At 51.1% G+C, this 17,864-nt stretch carries 18 protein-coding genes and 1 pseudogene; 17 read left to right on the top strand and 2 right to left on the bottom strand.

Annotated elements, in window-relative coordinates; genetic code table 11:
• Positions 1 to 26 precede the first annotated feature (26 nt).
• From dnaB to I8J30_RS29695, 9 genes are all read left to right on the top strand, one after another.
• Positions 27 to 1,388: a replicative DNA helicase gene (gene dnaB, locus I8J30_RS29735; RefSeq protein ID WP_091224682.1), complete on the top strand. Its 1,362-nt coding sequence runs from the start codon at positions 27 to 29 to the stop codon at positions 1,386 to 1,388.
• A gap of 182 nt (positions 1,389 to 1,570) precedes the next feature.
• The gene (locus I8J30_RS29730) at positions 1,571 to 2,857 is read left to right on the top strand and encodes an adenylosuccinate synthase (protein WP_210664063.1); all 1,287 of its coding nucleotides are present in this window, start codon (positions 1,571 to 1,573) and stop codon (positions 2,855 to 2,857) included.
• A gap of 146 nt (positions 2,858 to 3,003) precedes the next feature.
• Positions 3,004 to 3,669: a hypothetical protein gene (locus tag I8J30_RS29725; protein ID WP_210664062.1), complete on the top strand. Its 666-nt coding sequence runs from the start codon at positions 3,004 to 3,006 to the stop codon at positions 3,667 to 3,669.
• A gap of 134 nt (positions 3,670 to 3,803) precedes the next feature.
• Positions 3,804 to 5,309, top strand: coding sequence for a M23 family metallopeptidase (locus I8J30_RS29720; protein ID WP_210664061.1), 1,506 nt, complete (start codon positions 3,804 to 3,806; stop codon positions 5,307 to 5,309).
• A 194-nt stretch (positions 5,310 to 5,503) separates the two neighbouring features.
• Complete coding sequence (gene yycF / locus I8J30_RS29715; protein ID WP_210664060.1) at positions 5,504 to 6,259, top strand: response regulator YycF; 756 nt, start codon at positions 5,504 to 5,506, stop codon at positions 6,257 to 6,259.
• Positions 6,256 to 8,091, top strand: a complete 1,836-nt coding sequence (walK, locus tag I8J30_RS29710) for a cell wall metabolism sensor histidine kinase WalK (protein ID WP_210664059.1) — start codon at positions 6,256 to 6,258, stop codon at positions 8,089 to 8,091. Before yycF ends, walK begins: the two co-directional genes overlap by 4 nt.
• Positions 8,088 to 9,767: a YycH family regulatory protein gene (locus I8J30_RS29705; protein WP_210664058.1), complete on the top strand. Its 1,680-nt coding sequence runs from the start codon at positions 8,088 to 8,090 to the stop codon at positions 9,765 to 9,767. The genes walK and I8J30_RS29705 overlap by 4 nt, the downstream gene beginning before the upstream one ends.
• A gap of 29 nt (positions 9,768 to 9,796) precedes the next feature.
• On the top strand, positions 9,797 to 10,519 hold the full coding sequence (gene yycI / locus I8J30_RS29700) for a two-component system regulatory protein YycI (protein ID WP_091224689.1): 723 nt from the start codon (positions 9,797 to 9,799) through the stop codon (positions 10,517 to 10,519).
• Positions 10,520 to 10,593: 74 nt separating this feature from the next.
• The gene (locus tag I8J30_RS29695; RefSeq protein WP_091224690.1) at positions 10,594 to 11,400 is read left to right on the top strand and encodes an MBL fold metallo-hydrolase; all 807 of its coding nucleotides are present in this window, start codon (positions 10,594 to 10,596) and stop codon (positions 11,398 to 11,400) included.
• On the opposite strand, the gene I8J30_RS29690 is transcribed toward I8J30_RS29695, so the two are convergent.
• The gene (locus I8J30_RS29690) at positions 11,369 to 11,590 is read right to left on the bottom strand and encodes a hypothetical protein (RefSeq protein ID WP_210664057.1); all 222 of its coding nucleotides are present in this window, start codon (positions 11,588 to 11,590) and stop codon (positions 11,369 to 11,371) included. The two genes, I8J30_RS29695 and I8J30_RS29690, sit on opposite strands and share 32 nt — an antisense overlap.
• Positions 11,591 to 11,717: 127 nt before the next feature.
• On the opposite strand from I8J30_RS29690, the gene I8J30_RS29685 reads away from it, so the two are divergent.
• From I8J30_RS29685 to I8J30_RS29670, 4 genes are all read left to right on the top strand, one after another.
• On the top strand, positions 11,718 to 13,109 hold the full coding sequence (locus tag I8J30_RS29685; RefSeq protein WP_210664056.1) for a S1C family serine protease: 1,392 nt from the start codon (positions 11,718 to 11,720) through the stop codon (positions 13,107 to 13,109).
• Between the two features lie 218 nt (positions 13,110 to 13,327).
• Positions 13,328 to 13,495 (top strand): CxxH/CxxC protein, encoded by a 168-nt coding sequence (locus tag I8J30_RS29680; protein ID WP_090980575.1) that lies wholly within the window; start codon positions 13,328 to 13,330, stop codon positions 13,493 to 13,495.
• A gap of 3 nt (positions 13,496 to 13,498) precedes the next feature.
• On the top strand, positions 13,499 to 13,978 hold the full coding sequence (rlmH, locus tag I8J30_RS29675) for a 23S rRNA (pseudouridine(1915)-N(3))-methyltransferase RlmH (RefSeq protein ID WP_210664055.1): 480 nt from the start codon (positions 13,499 to 13,501) through the stop codon (positions 13,976 to 13,978).
• A 38-nt stretch (positions 13,979 to 14,016) separates the two neighbouring features.
• Positions 14,017 to 14,685, top strand: coding sequence for a DNA alkylation repair protein (locus I8J30_RS29670; RefSeq protein ID WP_210664054.1), 669 nt, complete (start codon positions 14,017 to 14,019; stop codon positions 14,683 to 14,685).
• A gap of 30 nt (positions 14,686 to 14,715) precedes the next feature.
• Here the strand turns inward: I8J30_RS29670 and I8J30_RS29665 are convergent, their stop codons facing one another.
• Complete coding sequence (locus I8J30_RS29665; protein ID WP_210664053.1) at positions 14,716 to 15,531, bottom strand: glycoside hydrolase family 16 protein; 816 nt, start codon at positions 15,529 to 15,531, stop codon at positions 14,716 to 14,718.
• A gap of 159 nt (positions 15,532 to 15,690) precedes the next feature.
• On the opposite strand from I8J30_RS29665, the pseudogene I8J30_RS33380 reads away from it, so the two are divergent.
• The 4 genes and pseudogenes from I8J30_RS33380 to I8J30_RS29650 form a co-directional block, all read left to right on the top strand.
• A pseudogene (locus I8J30_RS33380) lies at positions 15,691 to 15,939 on the top strand (short-chain dehydrogenase); the annotation flags it as partial.
• A gap of 84 nt (positions 15,940 to 16,023) precedes the next feature.
• Entirely contained in the window at positions 16,024 to 16,695 is a 672-nt protein-coding gene (locus I8J30_RS29660) for a GNAT family N-acetyltransferase (protein WP_240548482.1), read from the top strand.
• Between the two features lie 286 nt (positions 16,696 to 16,981).
• On the top strand, positions 16,982 to 17,143 hold the full coding sequence (locus tag I8J30_RS29655) for a DUF1328 domain-containing protein (protein WP_210664052.1): 162 nt from the start codon (positions 16,982 to 16,984) through the stop codon (positions 17,141 to 17,143).
• A 61-nt stretch (positions 17,144 to 17,204) separates the two neighbouring features.
• A complete protein-coding gene (locus I8J30_RS29650) occupies positions 17,205 to 17,609 on the top strand; it encodes a YflT domain-containing protein (protein ID WP_210664051.1) in 405 nt (134 codons plus the stop codon).
• Positions 17,610 to 17,864: the final 255 nt, after the last annotated feature.

Here is a 17,864-nt window from a genome sequence, read left to right as displayed (position 1 = left end):
AATCAAAAGGGGAGTCATGCGGACCAATGAGTAATGAGATGAATTTCGACCGAATACCGCCGCAGAATATGGAAGCAGAGCAAGCGGTACTTGGTGCTGTCTTATTGCAAACGGAAGCGTTAATAACGGCAATGGAGCGGCTGCGCAGTGAGGACTTCTACTTGCCGTCGCATCAGCTGCTGTTTGATGCGATGGTGGAGCTTGGTGAAGCGAGCCAGCCGATTGACTTGGTAACCTTGACTGCTTATTTACAGGATCGACAGCAGCTGGAGGAGATCGGCGGCGTCAGTTACCTGGCCAAGCTGGGTAACGCGGTTCCAACAGCAGCTAACGTGGATTACTACGCGCAAATCGTGGAAGAGAAATCGATGCTCCGCCGTCTCATTCGGACAGCGACGAACATCGTTTCGGACGGCTATGCCGCAGCCGAAGATGTAGGAGCCATGCTTAGCGAAGCGGAAGCCCGCATCATGGAGCTGTCAAACCGTCGTTCAAGCAGCGGATTCATCTCCATTCGCGACGTGCTCATGGAAGTATTCGAGAAAGTGGAGCATTTATATTCGAATAAAGGCGGCTCCACAGGCATTCCATCCGGGTTTACCGACTTGGACAAGATGACCGCGGGCTTCCAGCGAAATGACCTGATTATCGTGGCTGCGCGGCCTTCCGTAGGGAAGACGGCTTTCGCACTTAATATTGCACAGAATGTCGGTGTACGGGCACGGGAAACAGTCGCCATCTTCAGTCTTGAGATGTCGGCTGCCCAGCTGGTACAGCGTATGATTTGTGCGGAATCAAACGTGGATGCGGGCCGATTGCGTACCGGGTATTTGGAAGGCGACGATTGGGAAAAGCTAACGATGGCGATTGGTTCGTTATCCGAAGCGCAAATTTACATCGATGATACGCCGGGTATTACCGTTTCGGATATTCGAGCTAAGTGCCGCCGACTGAAAAAAGAGCGCGGGCTTGGGATGATTCTGATCGACTATTTGCAGCTGATTCAAGGCCGCGGCAAAGCCGGCGAGAATCGTCAACAGGAAGTATCCGAAATCTCCCGTACACTGAAACAGATCGCCCGTGAGCTCGAAGTGCCGGTTATTGCACTGTCACAGCTCAGCCGGGGCGTTGAGCAGCGGCAGGACAAGCGTCCCATGATGTCTGACCTTCGGGAATCCGGATCGATCGAGCAAGACGCCGATATTGTAGCGTTCCTATACCGGGACGACTACTATGATAAGGAATCCGAGAAGAAGAATATTATCGAGATCATCATAGCCAAACAGCGTAACGGTCCCGTTGGAACCGTTGAGCTTGCCTTCTTGAAAAACTTCAATAAATTCGTTGGTTTAGATCGATCGCACCAAGAACCGGGCCACGCTTCCTAATAAGGGAGGGTTCTGTTCCACATTTATCGAAATTCCGAACAATGCGATATACGACCTTACAATTGTTCGCTTTTCGTTGACTTTACCACTGCAGACTGCTAAACTAATCATGCTGTCTAAAGCTGGTAGCTATTATGTTGTTTATTTGCAACGCGCGCAAAACTTGTAATGGGGGTATATCCATGTCAACGGTAGTTGTAGTCGGAACCCAGTGGGGAGACGAAGGCAAAGGAAAAATCACCGACTTTCTGGCGGACGGTGCTGATGTCGTAGCCCGGTACCAGGGGGGAAACAACGCAGGTCATACGATTATGATCGGCAACAAGAAATATAAGCTCACGATGATTCCATCGGGCATTTTCAACGAAAATAAAGTGTGCGTCATCGGTAACGGTATGGTTATCAATCCCTCCGCACTGATTGATGAAATTAACTATATACATGACAATGGATTCTCTTCCGAGAATCTGAAAATCAGCGATCGTGCTCATCTGATCATGCCGTATCACCTCGTGCTTGACGGTCTTGAAGAAGAGCGTAAAGGCGATAACAAGATTGGAACGACTCGCAAAGGCATCGGCCCTTGCTACATGGACAAAGCAGCGCGTAACGGGATTCGCGTCGCTGACCTGCTTGATGCAGAAGAGTTCGAAGCGAAGCTTCGCCGCATGATTGTTGAGAAGAACCAAGTGATCGAGCAAGTATACAACGGCGAGAAGCTTGACGCTGACGCCATTCTTGCCGAGTACCTGGGTTATGCCGAAACGCTTCGTCCTTACGTAACGGACACTTCCGTTGTGCTGAACGATGCGATCGATGCAGGCAAACGGATTCTGTTCGAAGGCGCGCAAGGCGTCATGCTTGATATCGACCAAGGCACTTATCCGTACGTGACTTCCTCGAACCCGACAGCCGGCGGGGTTTGTATCGGCTCCGGCGTCGGACCTTCGAAGATCCAACAAGTTATCGGCGTTGCCAAAGCGTATACTACGCGTGTTGGTGACGGTCCATTCCCAACAGAGCTCAATAATGAGATCGGGGATTGGATCCGCGAGAAAGGCCATGAGTACGGTACAGTTACCGGCCGTCCACGCCGTGTAGGCTGGTTCGACACGGTTGTTGTCCGCCATGCGCGCCGCGTTAGCGGGATTACGGGCCTGTCCTTGAACTCGCTTGACGTGCTTTCCGGTCTTGAAACGGTTAAAATTTGCACAGGCTACAAACTTCGCGGCGAAATCATTACGCATTACCCGGCGAGCTTGAAGCTGATCTCCGAGTGCGAAGCGGTTTACGAGGAATTGCCGGGCTGGAGCGAAGATATCTCGAACGCGAAGACGCTGGCGGATCTGCCGGAGAACACGCGCCGCTATGTGGAGCGGGTATCCGAGCTTACCGGTATTCCAATTGCGATCTTCTCCGTTGGACGCAACCGCGAGCAAACGAATCCGGTTGTACCGATCTACGGTTAATCAATATCGATCCAGAGGGCTGCGAGAAATCGCGGTCCTCTTCTTTTTTTGCCAATTTAGGGGATGCCACTATGAATGGTTCCGAAGCTGCGTGCCCATACTAAGAAGTATGGGCGAAAATGCCCTTGCATAGGAGGGTGATTATCATGTGGAAAATGACAGGGTGGCTGGCGAAAACAATCGCAGCGGGACTGCTGATCAGTTTTCTATCCATCTGGACGACAGGTTATATCGTGAACAGTTATGTGGAGACGCTGCTGAAGCAGTTTAATGTGCCGCTCGAGCAGAAACCTTTTGCGCTGAATGGAGTTTGGGGCGGGTTATGGGGAGCGGACCCGGTTGTGAAGCAAAAAGGCAATTCGGCGGATTCGGCCCCGAAGGACAAAGATGCGGACGTAAAAACAGGCAGCGGCGACGGGCAAACATCGAGTACGAAGGATGATACGAAAACGGACGGCGATTCTCCTGCGTCGGTGGATGCTTTTGAGCAGACTCCGAGCGGCGAATTAAGCGATATCGGCGGCGGAACCGGGACGAAGGCGGGCAGCGGCGCTGTATCTTCAACGGATGACGAGGTTGCCATGACGACAGATGAAATCAATGCAGCGAAATCGCAAATCAGCGATGCTGACAAAGAGAAGCTGTTCAATACGATGATGACGAAGCTTCCTCAGGATGCATGGCAGAACATATCGAATCTGATGGAAGAAGGGCTGACAGACGCGGAATTGACCCAGGTCCAACAGCTCATGGCGCAGTACCTAGATCGGACAGAATACGACGCAATGCTGGCAATTCTGAGCAAATATTAATGTCAAGCCCAAGGTCGTTTGGTTGAATCGGAATGCAGCGTTATGATAAAGTAGAAACCGTAGCCTGACAATGTAGGTTTTACATTGTCGAATCCCATCAAAGTTATGAACCATAACGCGAAAAGGAGACGATCATGGCCTTTTTTAATGAGAGGGGTCGAATCCGGAAGGTATGGAACTCATTCCGACAGACTTTTCGGACCGTCAACCCAAATAGCACGCAAGGCAGTACGAAACACCGATTACTGAGCAAGAAGCCGCTATTTCTTGCGGTAGGCGCAGTAGCTTTATTGACGATTGCAGGATTTAGCGGCAGTCATTATGTACAAGCACACACCGTAGATTATGTCGAAGTTTATCATAATGGCAAGCTAATCGGAGAAGTAGGCTCAGAGACCCAGGTTAAAGAGTTGATCAGCAGCAAAGAGAAGCAGATGCAGGAGAAAAACGCAGGCATACATATGGTGCTTGACACAGGTACGATCACATACAGTGATAAAAGCGCTTACAATGCCAAACCGGATTCAGCAGCGACTTTGCAGAAGCTTGAAGGACTGCTTGCTTCACATGCTACAGGCGTAGAGCTAATCGTAGACGGCAAGCGGATCGGTGTTGTGAAGGACAAGGCGACGGCGACTGCGCTGCTCAAACGGGTAGAAGGTAAATATTCGCCGAAGGTGAAAGCAGGCAAAGCGGAAGTTACGGCATTGTCTTACTCCGCTGACGGCAGCTTGAAATCCAAATCGGCCTTGAAATCCGTGAAATTTGTCGAGAAGGTTGCGACTAAAGAAGCAGAAGTTCAGCCTACGGACATCGCGGATCCCGAACAGCTCTATTTGCAGCTAATTAAAGGGACTGTGAAACCGACTTCGTATACGGTTCAAGAAGGTGACTGCGTCGGCTGTATCGCACACAAGTTCGATATCTCGCCTCAGGTCATCTATGAACGCAACAAATGGATTAAAGACGATATGATTAAAGTCGGAGACGTGCTTGATCTGACGGTGCTTCAGCCGCAAGTGACGGTTGAAACGGTCGAGAATGTGACGGAAACCGAATCCATAGAACCGGCTACGGTCGTTCAGAAGAACAGCAATATGAAAGCAGGCCAGTCGAAGGTCATTCGCCAAGGTCAAAGCGGTAAGAAGCAATTGGTGTATCGATTGGTGAAGCAGAATGGTTACTTGATGAGCGAAGAGCTGATCAGCGAAGTCGTTCTGAAGCCATCCGTTCCGGCGATTGTGATGAAAGGAACGAAGGTTACACTGAGCGAGGGCAGCGGCCGCTTCAGCTGGCCGGTAACCGGCGCGCGTCTCACCAGCAGCTTCGGTCAACGTTGGGGAACATTGCATCGCGGCGTTGATATGGTTGGCAACAAAAACATTATGGCAGCAGATAACGGTACAGTCAGCTTCACCGGACAACGCCCGGGGCTTGGCAATTGTATCATCATCAATCACCATAACGGCTATGAAACAGTTTACGGCCATCTTAGCAAAATTTCCGTCAAGCGTGGTCAGACGGTTGAGAAGGGTCAACGGATCGGCATTATGGGGAATACCGGCCACTCCTTCGGCACGCATTTGCACTTTGAAGTTCATAAGAACGGCGCATTGCAAAACCCGCTTAAGTACCTGTAAGCGAAGCAATCGCAGACGCTGCGATACACTGCTCGGCCTTCATGGCCCGGCAGTGTTTTTGCGTTCAGAGGAAAGTCACAAAATCCGCGGGAAATCGACCAATTCTCCCCTCATATGAGGGAACTTTCATTGGGAACTCAGACACTTCCTATGGTAGAATAGAGGAAGATTGCTAAGCGACAGGCGGTGTAGCGATGCACGGAAAAATATTAGTCGTAGATGATGAACAACCGATTGCGGACATTATAAAATTCAACCTCGAGAAGGAAGGCTATCAAGTCATTTGCGCCTTCGACGGTGGTGAAGCGGTAAGACTCGCGTTTGAGGAGCTGCCGGATTTAATTTTGCTTGATTTGATGCTGCCGGTGAAGGATGGCATGGACGTGTGCCGCGAAGTGCGCGCGCGTTTGCAAACGCCCATCATCATGCTGACAGCCAAAGATACCGAGCTGGATAAAGTACTTGGATTGGAGCTTGGGGCCGACGATTACGTCACGAAGCCGTTCAGTACCCGCGAACTGCTTGCCCGAGTGAAAGCGCATTTGCGGCGCCAGAAGAACGACGCTTCTTCGTCTGCGGCCGCTTCGGCAGGCAACGGCAATATGCCGGCTGCCGAGGACAAGCAGGGGCTGGGGATTTTCAACTTGTTTATCGATACAGATATGTATGTCGTCTATAAAGACAATGAGCCGCTCGACCTGACGCACCGTGAGTACGAGCTCGTTTATTATTTGGCCCGCAACTGCGGGAAGGTCATGACGCGTGAGCACTTGCTTCAAGCGGTATGGGGGTTTGAGTATTTCGGCGATGTCCGTACGGTGGATGTTACGATCCGGAGACTTCGGGAGAAGATCGAGGATGATCCGAGCCGGCCGGAATATATTTTGACCCGCCGTGGGCTCGGATACTTGATGCGCAATCCGAAATCCGGAGGGTTCGGGTACGGATGAACGGGATACGGTTTTTCCGAACCATTCAAGTTAAACTGATTATTATTTATGTGCTGCTGATTCTTATTGCGATGCAGCTGATCGGTGTCTATTTCATCAGTACGATGAAGACCTCGCTGACATCGACGTTTACGAATAACATGAACGAGCAGGCCAATCTGCTCTCTAAATTATCGGCGCAAACGCTGTCCAATCGGTTGGACAAGACAGGCACCACGGACGAGAACTCGACAGAGGAGTATCTCAGGGTGCTTGTTAGCAGTTTGTTCAGCATCAGCGAGGCTGAAATTCAAATTCTGGATGCAAGCGGGAAGGTGTTGGCCACCTCCATGCAGGCGCATCAGTCCTATATCGGCAAGAAGAATACCTCGCTGGCTGTCAGCCGGGCGCTGCAGGGGATTCGCGATAACGAAGAGGAAATTATCGATGAGGACGGTTTGCGCAAGAAGATCATTGCCAAGCCGATTGTGGATGGGGAGAAAACGGTAGGCGCGATCTACCTGGTCGCGTCGATGAAGGAGCTCTATTCGACCGTTGACCGGATTAACCGGATCTTCATGTCCGGGATGCTCTTCGCGCTAGGTCTGACGGGCGTGCTCGGCATTCTGCTCGCCCATACGATTACGAACCCGATAAAAGCACTGACCCGCCAGGCCGCGGCCGTTGCGGAAGGCCGGTTTGACCAGCAGGTGCCGGTTCTCGGCAATGACGAGATCGGCCGATTAAGCGAAGTGTTTAACGATATGACGATGCGCTTGCGCGATGCTCTGTCGGCCACGGAAGAAGAGAAAGAGAAGATTTCTTCGATTCTGGCCAATATGAGCGACGGTGTCGTAGCCGCCGACGAGCGCGGTGTTGTTATCATTACGAATCGGCGGGCGCAGGAAATGCTGCGCCGGGAGGATTGCCAGGGCATTCGTCTAACCGATTTGTTCGGCATGGATGAAGCGCAGCTGACGGGACTGCAGAAAGGGAATGAGCCTTCGGCAATTCTCTACCATCTGGAGACCGATGGCGATGAGGAAGAGCTGATGCGCGTAACGCTGACGCCGATTCATCGCCGGGATCAAGGCATCAGCGGCACGATTGCGGTGCTGCAGGACGTCACCGAGCAGGAGCGGCTTGAGCAATCGCGGCGCGAGTTCGTTGCGAATGTATCGCATGAGCTGCGCACGCCGCTCACGACGATCAAGAGTTATGCGGAAGCGCTCGATGACGGCGCAATGGATGAGCGAGAACTTGGCCAGCGATTCGTCGGCGTTATTCGGAACGAGACCGAGCGGATGATTCGTCTCGTTACGGATCTGCTGCATCTATCGCGGCTGGATTCCAATCAAGCTCCGCTGCGGCGGCAGCAGACGAATGTGCCGGACATGCTGGAGGAAGTGGCTGACCGCTTCTCCTTCCAGCTGCGGAAGAAAGCGATTAAGGCGTCGGTACGGGTAGAAGATGCGATCACGTCCATCTGGCTCGATCGAGATCAGATCGATCAGGTGCTCGATAATCTCGTCTCGAACGCGATTAAATACACGCTCGACGGCGGGCGCATTGAAATTGCGGCACGCCGCCTTGAGCCGGCTTCGGTCGCCATTAGCGTGAAGGATACGGGGATCGGTATCCCGAAACGGGACCTTGGCCGTATCTTCGACCGATTCTATCGCGTCGATAAAGCCCGCTCTCGTAACATGGGCGGAACCGGCTTGGGCTTGTCCATTGCCCGGGAAATTGTGAAGGCGCATGGCGGCTCCATTGCGCTCGATTCCGAGCTGAATGAAGGAACGACGGTAACGGTCATTCTGCCTGTGCAGGTCGGCGGAGGTGAGAGCGCATGATGGACAAGCTGAAGACCGCGGTGCTCACGGCGCTCGTTATTCTCAGTCTGATTCAAAGCTATATGCTCGCATACAGCATGCCCGGCCTCGGAGTAACAACGACACCGCAGCAGGATTATGTGCCGGCCGAGCCGATGGGGCAAGAGGAGAAGATCGAGAACGTTATTTTTCCGGAAGACATGGTTCTGCATCTGGGCAAAGGAAAACATACGCTCTTGTACCCGGCCTCGAATTTCTATAACTTGATCTTCGGCAAGATCAAGAGCCGCGAGTTTAAAGGCTTTCAGCGGAGCGCGGCTGTCGTCGTCGATTGGGATGAAATCCGCAATCGCGATGAAGGGCTTGAACTGCGGTTCGGGCGAGGCGTTCCGGTTGAGCTGTTAAGCAAAGTATTGAAGCTGGAAGGCGATGCGACGTTTATGGATGACGTCGTCAACCGGATCTGGATCTATAAAAGCAGCGATCGGGATGAAATCCGAACGTATTTCTTCAGCAGCGACGGCTTGACCGTGTATGAATCGGTGAAAGCGGATTTAACGGCGCAAGACGTTCAGATGTATGTCGGTTACGGGGAGTATCAGACGAACTATCGGAAAATCGGCGATGATCTCTATACGCCGGATGGACCGGTGGAGTCGATGCAGTTGACCGTGGGGTACGATACGTATTCGCCGGAGCAAATGCAGCAGTATTTGTTCTTTGATCCCGGCGTTACGCGGGTAATCAGCGATCAAGGCGGCTCGCAGATCTATACGGATGGCAAGCGCGGGCTCCAGGTGGAGCAGGACGGACGATGGATCAGCTATACGGACCCCGTATCGGTGCAAGGCCAAGACGATAACGAGAGTCAGAACGTATACGCGGCCATTCAGTTCATTAACAAGCACGGCGGCTGGGATGGAATGCATCGCTTCACGCATGCGGGTACGTTCGAGAGCGTACAGGTGCTGCGATTCCAGCAGTACTACGGCTCGTATCCGATTATACCGCAGGAGCCGTTCATGTTCGGCAGCATGAGGCTGCGTTTGCAGCAAGGCGTTGTTTCGGAGTATGAGCGTTCGCTGCTCACGCTGCAGAAGAAGGCACAGCAACGGGACATCCGTTGGCTGCCAGGCGGCGATATGCTGGAGAACGCCTTTAAGAACTACGGTCGCAGACTGGAAGTGACTGCGATCTATCCTGCGCTGCTGGCGATATCAACCGAGAAGAATGTAATGAAGCTGGAGCCAATCTGGGCTGTTCGTCTCGTAGACGGCACCCAGGAGAACCTGCTTCAAGCGATTCCGGGCGGTTATAAGCCGATGCCCGGTGAGCCGGGCGGTGCGCCGCTCCAGAAGACGAGCAATACCGGTGGCACCGGAAGCATGGGCGATGAACCGAGTGATAATGCAGCTTCCAGCGGTATAGCACAGCTGAGCGGCGGCCCATTATCCGGACACATCAGCAGCTTAATCAGCCTTAATGGCACGAATGAAAGTGACAAGCAAGATGGAATCGATGCGGGAGCGAATGCCGGTGAAGGCACGGGCTCAAGTGAAGGAACCGGCAATGCCGTTCCCGCGGATAGCGATATGGCAGGTGCGCCTGCCGCTGCGGCGGATATTACATCTGCTGTGAGCGGAGAAGCGACCCATGTAGGCAGTGGAGATGGCGACGCTGCTGCGGAGCAGCCGTAAGCGGGGTTACAGTCGAAGGAGATGAAGGGATGGATTGGGGCAGGGCGAAAAGTGTGTTGATTTTTGCATTTTTGCTGCTGAATCTCGTGCTTGGGTATCAGCTCTGGTCCAATATCCGGGAGGGGCTGCGAACGAGCGCGGATGTGAGCGATTTGCGGCCGGAAACGCAGGCGCTAATGGAAGAGAAGAAGATTAAGCTCGGAACAAGCATCCCTTCGGAAACTCCTGAGCTGCGGGATTTGACCTACCGAATCCAAACCAAGCTCGGCAAAGGTGAGCGCCACGAACTGAAGAAACCGGTAGACAGTAAGGTTGTGTTCGAGGAGAAAGAGCTGCAGGCGAGTCTCGGAGGCATTATCCCGGAGCTTGAGAATTATGCGCTGGGTACGGTACATGAAGATGAGTTTATTTTGTACCGGATGGTTGAAGGGCGCCCGATGTTCGATGCCAAGCTTGAGCTTTATTACGATTATCGAAATCAGAAGATTACGGCGTACAGGCAGGACCTTGTCGAGCTGCTGCCGCCACAGAATTCGACCTCGCAGTCGGTTTTGTCGGCCACTAAAGTGGTGACAAGCTTAATTGAGAATCAACTGCAAAACGGGGCCGTCATCGGGGAGATCAAGCTGGGCTATCACGGTCAGATTTTTGACTCCAATACACAGGTTTCGGCGCCGACATGGCGCGTGCTGCTGGAGGATGGCGGACAGTACTACATGAATGCAATCAGCGGAGAAGTTGTGACGGAATAAGTGGGGTTTCGCAGTGTCCCGTCGAACGATCGGCGGGTTTGGGGAGCAGGGGAAAGGGCAGGTTTAGAAGAAGTATGGGACTTCGATTTACGGTACTTGGGAGCGGTTCGACAGGAAATGCCACGATCGTGCAGTGCGAAGATTCGACCGTGCTTATTGATGCAGGTTTAAGTGCGAAGAAGCTCGAGGAGCTCATGCGGGAACGTGGCGTCGCCGGTCATGAAATCGATGCGATTCTCGTGACGCATGAGCATTCCGATCATATAAAAGGGCTTGGTGCGTTTGCCAGGAAGCACAATGTGCCGATCTATGCGAATGAAGCGACATGGGGTGCACTTGAGCGCCATGTCGGCACCATAACAAGCGAGCAGCGTGTCATTATGGAGACAGGGGAAACAGCGAAGTTCGGCGCTATGCGGACGACATCGTATGCGATTTCGCATGATGCGGCCGAGCCGGTCGGGTATGTTTTTGAAGATGATGACGTCAAGCTGAGTCTGGCCACAGACCTTGGCTATGTCAGCGACAAAGTAAGGCGCATGATAGAAGATTCCGATGTGCTGGTGCTGGAGTCGAACCATGATGTCAACATGCTGCGGATGGGGCGTTACCCGTGGAACATTAAGCGGCGCATTCTCAGCGATATCGGCCATTTGTCGAATGAAGCAGCCGGAGAAGCGTTATGCCAGCTGATGACGGATCGAACGAAGCGGGTCTATCTGGCGCATCTTAGCTTGGATCACAATTTGATGGATCTGGCTAAGCTGACGGTGAACGGCATCTTGGAGAACAACGGTTTCTTCTTCAAGCGCGATGAGCATCCGCTGCGCGAAACGTTCCATGACCGGCCTACGGCATGGGACGAAGTGCGCCGACGATAAGCTCGTCCAGCTCGGAATCGAGCGAAGCGATTTTGCGTTCAAGTTCGTCCGGGGTGAGAATGCCTTTATCCATGAGCAGCTCAGTCATCGCGCTGAGGGTAAGCAGGGTGCGGTAATGATCCTCTTTGAGGTCGGCAAGCTTGGCTACGAGATTAAGATGGTCAAGGGCCGAGGAACTTCTGGATTTCATGAGATTCGCTCCTTCATCTATTTATTTATTATTCTATTATTATTGTAGACCGTTCTACCGATATCATTCCTAGATTCGTAAAATAATGGTCTTGATGTCAGGGTGACATCGAGAGGAGCGATTATAGATGAGCTTGTTTGATGATGATTTCTATTCAACACGTGTATCGCGTCGTATTCGGTCTACGGGCCGTGACGCTTCGTTTAGCAAGCGCGGGATCGGCATCCGCTGGACGCCTGTACGTGTGGCTGTAGCTTCTTCGATGGTTAGCGCACTGGCTGCTGTGCTGGTGTTTGGTTTATTTACGGGTTTTGACCGTAGTGAAGGTTCTGTATCCGCTGTTGCGGGCGTGACTAATGTGGGCTTGAGCAATGATCCGCTCGAGAAGACGATCTCGGCTGCGGCGAAGATGCGTCCGGCTGTCGTCAGTATTATCAATGAGCAGGCTCAGCCTGAAAGTGATGGTAATGATTCGGCAGGTACTGATGGCGGAGATGGCTCTCCTGAGCTGCAGCAAGCGGCTCTGGGCTCCGGGTTTATTTTCGAGAAGGTCAAAGGCAAGGCGCATATCATCACGAACAATCACGTTATCGAGGATGCCGTTGCGGTAAAAGCCGTGCTCAGCAATGGCGAAACGCGGAATGCGAGGGTTGTCGGGACTGATGCGATTACGGATCTGGCCGTGCTGGAGATCGATGCTGACGGCATTGATGCGGTAGCCGAATTCGGGGAATCCGAAGGCTTGCGCGCCGGTCAATGGGTGATGGCGATCGGGAATCCGCTTGGACTTAGCGATTCGCTCACGATGGGGATTGTGAGCAAGACGAAACGGATCATTCCGGTGTCGCTCAGCCAAGACGGCAACTACGACTGGGAACAGGAAGTTATTCAAATCGACGCGTCCATTAACCAAGGCAACAGCGGCGGTCCGCTGATCGATCTGGACGGCAACGTGGTCGGTATCAATAGCATGAAGATTGCGGAGTATGGCGTGGAAGGCGTTGGTTTTGCGATTCCTTCGCATATTGCGATGCCAATTGTGCAAAGCTTACTGGAGTATGGCAAAGTGAAGCGTCCTTATCTCGGCGTGTATACGATGGATCTGGGCTTGTATATGGCGCAGCAAGCGGCTGCTGCTCAAGGTCATGGCGATGATGATGGCAGCGCAGGCGGCGCGGATCAGGAGCAGTCCACGGAGGAAGGCTCACAGTCCGGCGATGGTGCTGCTGTGGGCGGAGAAGACGAAGGCGTGATGATGCCGCAAGGCGATCTGAAGCTGCCGGATGATGTGAAGCAGGGCGTAATTGTGCTGCAAGCGGTCGGTCCGGCGGAGGAAGCGGGGCTGGCGTTTAACGATGTCATCGTGAAGCTCGACAACGTATCCATCAGCAGTACGATGGAGCTGCGCAAATATTTGTACGGCAAGAAGACGATCGGCGATGAGATTGAAGTGACCTTCTACCGTGACGGCAAGAAGCAAACGACAACGTTTAAGCTGGCGGAGAAGACGGAAGAATAACGGTATAGTCGCGAAGCGGATCAGCTCGTGCAGGCTCGGAAGGTGCGGGCGTGCGTTACGACGAGCTGATCTCTTTGCGTGGATATGGGGTTTTACGTTGAGGCCGGGTAAGGCAATGGAAGCAGCAAGCATGGGCAAAGAAACGGCAAGAACAAAGCGTAAACCAGGCATGGGGCAAGGCATAACAGGAAACAGACTACAATTGGGGGATCTGGCAGATGTATTGTGTATGTAAAGAGCATGTGGAGCTGGCGATTGATAAATTTGTGGATGAATACGAGGATGCACCGGATATCGTGGATTTGGTGACGACGAAGTTCACGGAATGGGAAGCGCCGGCCACTTGCGAGCTGTGCGATCACATTGCCGAGTATTTGGTGGTGTAGCCGGTGCATATTCAAATCGCTGCTGTCGGAAAGCTGAAGGAAAAATATCTCGTGCTCGGCATCGCCGAATACGCGAAGCGTCTTGGACCGTACGTGAAGCTCACGCTCACGGAAGTGCCGGACGAGCGGGCGCCTGAGACGATGAGCGCCGCCGAGGAAGCCATTGTTCGCGAGCGCGAGGGTGAGCGCTTGCTCGCGGTTATTAAGCCGGACGCGCATGTGATTGCGCTGGCGCTGGATGGGGAGCTCTGGTCGAGCGAGGACCTCGCCGGCCAGCTCGATAATTTAGCCACGTATGGGCGGAGCCACGTGGCTTTTATTATTGGCGGGAGCAACGGCCTCGCGCCCGCCGTGCTGAAGCGCGCCCAGCAGAAGCTGAGCTTCGGGCGCATGACGTTGCCGCACCAGCTCATGCGATTGGTGCTGCTGGAGCAGGTGTACCGGGCGGTGAAGATTAACCGCGGCGAACCTTATCATAAGTAATCGTATGAAACTGTGCTTTAAGAAAGGAGTTGTGTCAAATGAATAAGAATAAAAGTACAGAAATGAAACGCTCTTCAAAAGCAGAAAACATTCTATTACAGATCGATAGTAAAACTAAACTAGGCGACTTACGTAAAATCGCGAAGGACATTAAAATAGATCACGAACTAGCTATGGAACTTTGGTCAACCGAAGAGGTTTTGCCCAGACTATTGGCAATCTTAATTATGGACAAAAAACTTCTTTCGGAAGATGTGCTAGATAAGCTTGATAAGGATATGCAGATTCACACATTTGATGAGCGAAATAACTTAATGGATTGGTTAATGGCTAATCAGCTCACCAAAGACAAGAAGACAATTGCATTGATGGAGTTATGGGAATATAGTCCGTCTGCTCTTCAAAGGAGAACCTTCTGGTATTATAAAGGGCGATTGAGATGGATGGGACAAACACCGCCCGATAACACCGAAGACTTACTATCTGCAATTGAAGCTACTATTACGCAGGAAGAACCGGAAGTTCAATGGGCTATGAATTTCACCGCAGGTTGGATAGGCGTTTATGATCAAAAGAATCGAGCACGTTGCATTAAACTTGGTGAGGAAACGGGTCTTTATAAAGATGAAATGGTATCAAAGGGCTGTACTCCCAATTATTTGCCGGAGTTCATTGCGATTGAAGTTAACAAACGAACTAATAATTAGTTACACGGATAATTCATTAGTGTATGGACATTAATCTCCGATTCGTTGAAAGCACCGCACGTAATCAATTGCAAAATCACTTGGATACACAGGTTGTTCCGAGTTTCCGCTTTCTTGCGCAGGGACCTCATAGATGTTAAGCATCAGCTGCATGGGATAGCCGGGTGATTGTGCAGAGCGATGGACGAGTTCGTTGTCAATATAGAAGTCGACGCCTTCAGGAGTCCAATCTGCCGCGTATACATGGTAGCGCGTCGGATCAATGGCAAAATCCCGTTCGAAAAACTCCTCTTTTATATTAGGGTCACCGAATGCATGGATGCCAAACCCGAGCGTGCAGGATCCGTCCCTCACGTTCCATCCTTTCAGCTCAAACGGGCAAATTTCCGCGGATCGTTCGGGCGAATCCTCAAAGCCTATCATCCAGAACGCGCAGACATTCCGCGGTGTGCCCAGACCTCTAGCCCGAATTTCGAAAAAGCCGTATTGCGGGACAAATAACCGCTCCTCAGCTTGTTCCTCGCGAACGATGCAATTAGGCGAAAACCGATGCTGACCAAACGCACTGGCCAGCGGTCCTGAAAATACTCCTGTTTGTAAGTTGCTAACTTTCACGCTTCCATTAAATTCCGGACTCCACGGCTGTTGGTCCTTGGTAATGCTCAATAGGAGCTGACTATTTACGAAGTGATAGTTTGCAGCAGCATTCCGTCTGGAGCTCCATTGCGGTAAATAATAAGGCAGCCATTTCGCGCGATCCAACTCGGTTGTCTCGAAGTCATCGTGGAAAATAAGCGTGTAGTTTGGTTTTTCTAACGGGTTCCTTGGGAAATCCAGCATGCTCATGGTAGCGCTCACTCCCTCTTTCGATTCTTGTCCATTGTCTCTCATACCCCCACTCATTGGCAAGATTCAGATACTAAGTTGCGTTCAGGCTGAAATGAATCAAATCGGAGGATAACTCATGAGAAATTTTATTATCTTCGGAGCAAGTAAAGGATTGGGCGAGGCATTGGAAACGCTATACGGGAGCATGTAAAGAAATATGGGATCGGTGTGACTTGTATAAATCCCGGTGAAATTGCAACCCAAATTCCATTGGAAGATGGGATTGAGAAAGTCTTGTCAGCATACAACGGCACGCAGATTCCTCTTCAAGATATTGTATCTTTAGTTAAATGCGTAATGAACCTGTCCAAAGCCTCATGTGTAAAAGAAATAAACATTCCAGCAATGTTAGATACCAATGCGTAGTCGACTCGATTGGAACGATAGTGCGATAAATGCGAGTTCTAAAAAACCGCATGCTTTTATTTTCTCGTTCCGGTGATTGTAGAGTTGAAAGAATTTATATTTGAGGTGGGCTCTTTGTCGGAAGGAATACCGGATATAAACTTGTTTATGATGTGTACGGAGTTAAACCCTAGTGCAGTTCGGAGTCTCCCAACAGGGTTTCGCATTCGAAAATGCCGCGAAGCGGAGCTTGGCATCTGGATGGACTTTCCGTTCGATAACGCAGGGGAAGCTGAAAAGTATAGAGGCTTTATGTCATCCTTCTTTCAAGATGTATACTCGGATAAGAAAGAAGTATTTTTTGATAGATGCCTTTTTGTATGTGATACGCAAGACCGCCCGATTGCAACATGCTTCGCTTGGAAAGCTTACGAGAAGATTACGACCATTCATTGGTTCAAGGTTCTAAAACAATATGAGGGTTTCGGGATCGGCAGAGCATTGCTTTCATATGTCATGCAAAGTCTGTCAATGTCTGAGTTTCCGGTGTTTCTTCATACGCAGCCATCGAGTTATCGCGCAATAAAACTGTATGCCGATTTTGGTTTTGAATTGTTGAGCGATCCGGTTATCGGCACTAGAAGAAATGATTTGGAGAGGTGTCTTCCAATCTTGCAAGGAATTATGCCAACCGACGCATTTCAAGCGTTAAAAATAACCAAGGCTCCGAGATTTTTTTTGGAGGCTGTGAATTCTTCTTCTATCGAACAATTTTAACGTACGATGGTGAAGAGGGAGAGGGACTTGTGTCTGGAAAAGAAAAAGCTCTGTGGACGGGGCTTCGGCGACCATTATGAAACAACGCATTCCGTGAGCATTTTTACACAGCTTGGGCAGATCTGAAACAGGCTAGTTTCGTCGTAAAATTCACCGAAAAAATCCTTACATATAATGGCCGAGTAGCGCTCGAATAATTGCAATGCAGTTGCTTCAACCCTAATCAATTAGGTTAATGCAGTATCAAGCAAGGCAAACAAGCTATTTGGAAGAAGAGGTGACTGTTATGTTAGGATGGGCACTGATGTTTTTCATCTTCGCAATCATCGCTGGCATATTCGGCTTTCTAGGCATCGCATCCGCTTTGGCCGGCCTCGCGAAGATATTATTCGTAGTCTTCCTGGTTATGTTCTTGGCTTCATTGATATTCGGAAGACGACGAGTATAGTACAAGCTGCTAGTCTCAAGCTTCACCGATTCCAAACATTCATTGACGAGGAGGAATTACAATGACAATTCAAACGATGACGACGAAGGTACACACGGTTGGCCACTTGAACGAGGTTCAACGAGAGGTCAATCGCTTCCGCGGCGAAGGCTATGATGCGAACAACATCTTCGTATTGACCCATGACAAGGACAGGACGGCCAGAATCGCGGAGAACACGGATGCCGAGCAGATTGGCGTATCCGATGAGGGAGTCGGCACGGCGATTGCTAATGTGTTCCGTTCGACCGGCGATGAGCTTCGCGCTAAGATGAGGTCTCTTGGGATTTCAAAGCAATATGCCGAGCATCTCGAAAGAGAGATGGATGAGGATAAAATCCTGGTCATCGCCTGGGGTGGCAGGGAATACAAAAACGATGAATATGACGATACAATCTACTACTACCCGACCTTTGGTGCTTTTTAAAGCTAACAAACTACATCTATAGAGAAACGAAGACCTATCCCAGCGGGGTAGGTCTTCGTTCTATATCGAAGAGTTGAAACGCAAAACAGGGAAAATCCGGAATCAGAGGGGATACAAATGAATTGATATTGGTTGTAAACAGTGTTACTCTAACTACGGTAAACTCACAACCTATTTCTGCAAAACATCTGATACTCACGATTCAGATATAAAGAAAGGTAGTCCTTATGATAAAAGTTGAACGCCTATCCTTCT

Origin of the sequence: Paenibacillus lignilyticus, assembly GCF_017942085.1 — a bacterium.
GTDB lineage: Bacteria > Bacillota > Bacilli > Paenibacillales > Paenibacillaceae > Paenibacillus_Z > Paenibacillus_Z lignilyticus.
Note: the sequence above shows the minus strand (reverse complement) of the source record. Positions and strands in the feature narration are given on the sequence as shown.

Coding starts and splice junctions, on each gene's coding strand:
- walK (WP_210664059.1), top strand. CDS start 6,256: ATGAACGGGATACGGTTTTTCCGAACCATTCAAGTTAAACTGATTATT.
- I8J30_RS29690 (WP_210664057.1), bottom strand. CDS start 11,590: ATGAAATCCAGAAGTTCCTCGGCCCTTGACCATCTTAATCTCGTAGCC.
- I8J30_RS29670 (WP_210664054.1), top strand. CDS start 14,017: ATGAATAAGAATAAAAGTACAGAAATGAAACGCTCTTCAAAAGCAGAA.
- I8J30_RS29655 (WP_210664052.1), top strand. CDS start 16,982: ATGTTAGGATGGGCACTGATGTTTTTCATCTTCGCAATCATCGCTGGC.
- dnaB (WP_091224682.1), top strand. CDS start 27: ATGAGTAATGAGATGAATTTCGACCGAATACCGCCGCAGAATATGGAA.
- I8J30_RS29665 (WP_210664053.1), bottom strand. CDS start 15,531: ATGAGCATGCTGGATTTCCCAAGGAACCCGTTAGAAAAACCAAACTAC.
- I8J30_RS29720 (WP_210664061.1), top strand. CDS start 3,804: ATGGCCTTTTTTAATGAGAGGGGTCGAATCCGGAAGGTATGGAACTCA.
- I8J30_RS29685 (WP_210664056.1), top strand. CDS start 11,718: ATGAGCTTGTTTGATGATGATTTCTATTCAACACGTGTATCGCGTCGT.
- I8J30_RS29725 (WP_210664062.1), top strand. CDS start 3,004: ATGTGGAAAATGACAGGGTGGCTGGCGAAAACAATCGCAGCGGGACTG.
- I8J30_RS29695 (WP_091224690.1), top strand. CDS start 10,594: ATGGGACTTCGATTTACGGTACTTGGGAGCGGTTCGACAGGAAATGCC.
- I8J30_RS29705 (WP_210664058.1), top strand. CDS start 8,088: ATGATGGACAAGCTGAAGACCGCGGTGCTCACGGCGCTCGTTATTCTC.
- I8J30_RS29730 (WP_210664063.1), top strand. CDS start 1,571: ATGTCAACGGTAGTTGTAGTCGGAACCCAGTGGGGAGACGAAGGCAAA.
- I8J30_RS29680 (WP_090980575.1), top strand. CDS start 13,328: ATGTATTGTGTATGTAAAGAGCATGTGGAGCTGGCGATTGATAAATTT.
- yycI (WP_091224689.1), top strand. CDS start 9,797: ATGGATTGGGGCAGGGCGAAAAGTGTGTTGATTTTTGCATTTTTGCTG.
- I8J30_RS29650 (WP_210664051.1), top strand. CDS start 17,205: ATGACAATTCAAACGATGACGACGAAGGTACACACGGTTGGCCACTTG.
- yycF (WP_210664060.1), top strand. CDS start 5,504: ATGCACGGAAAAATATTAGTCGTAGATGATGAACAACCGATTGCGGAC.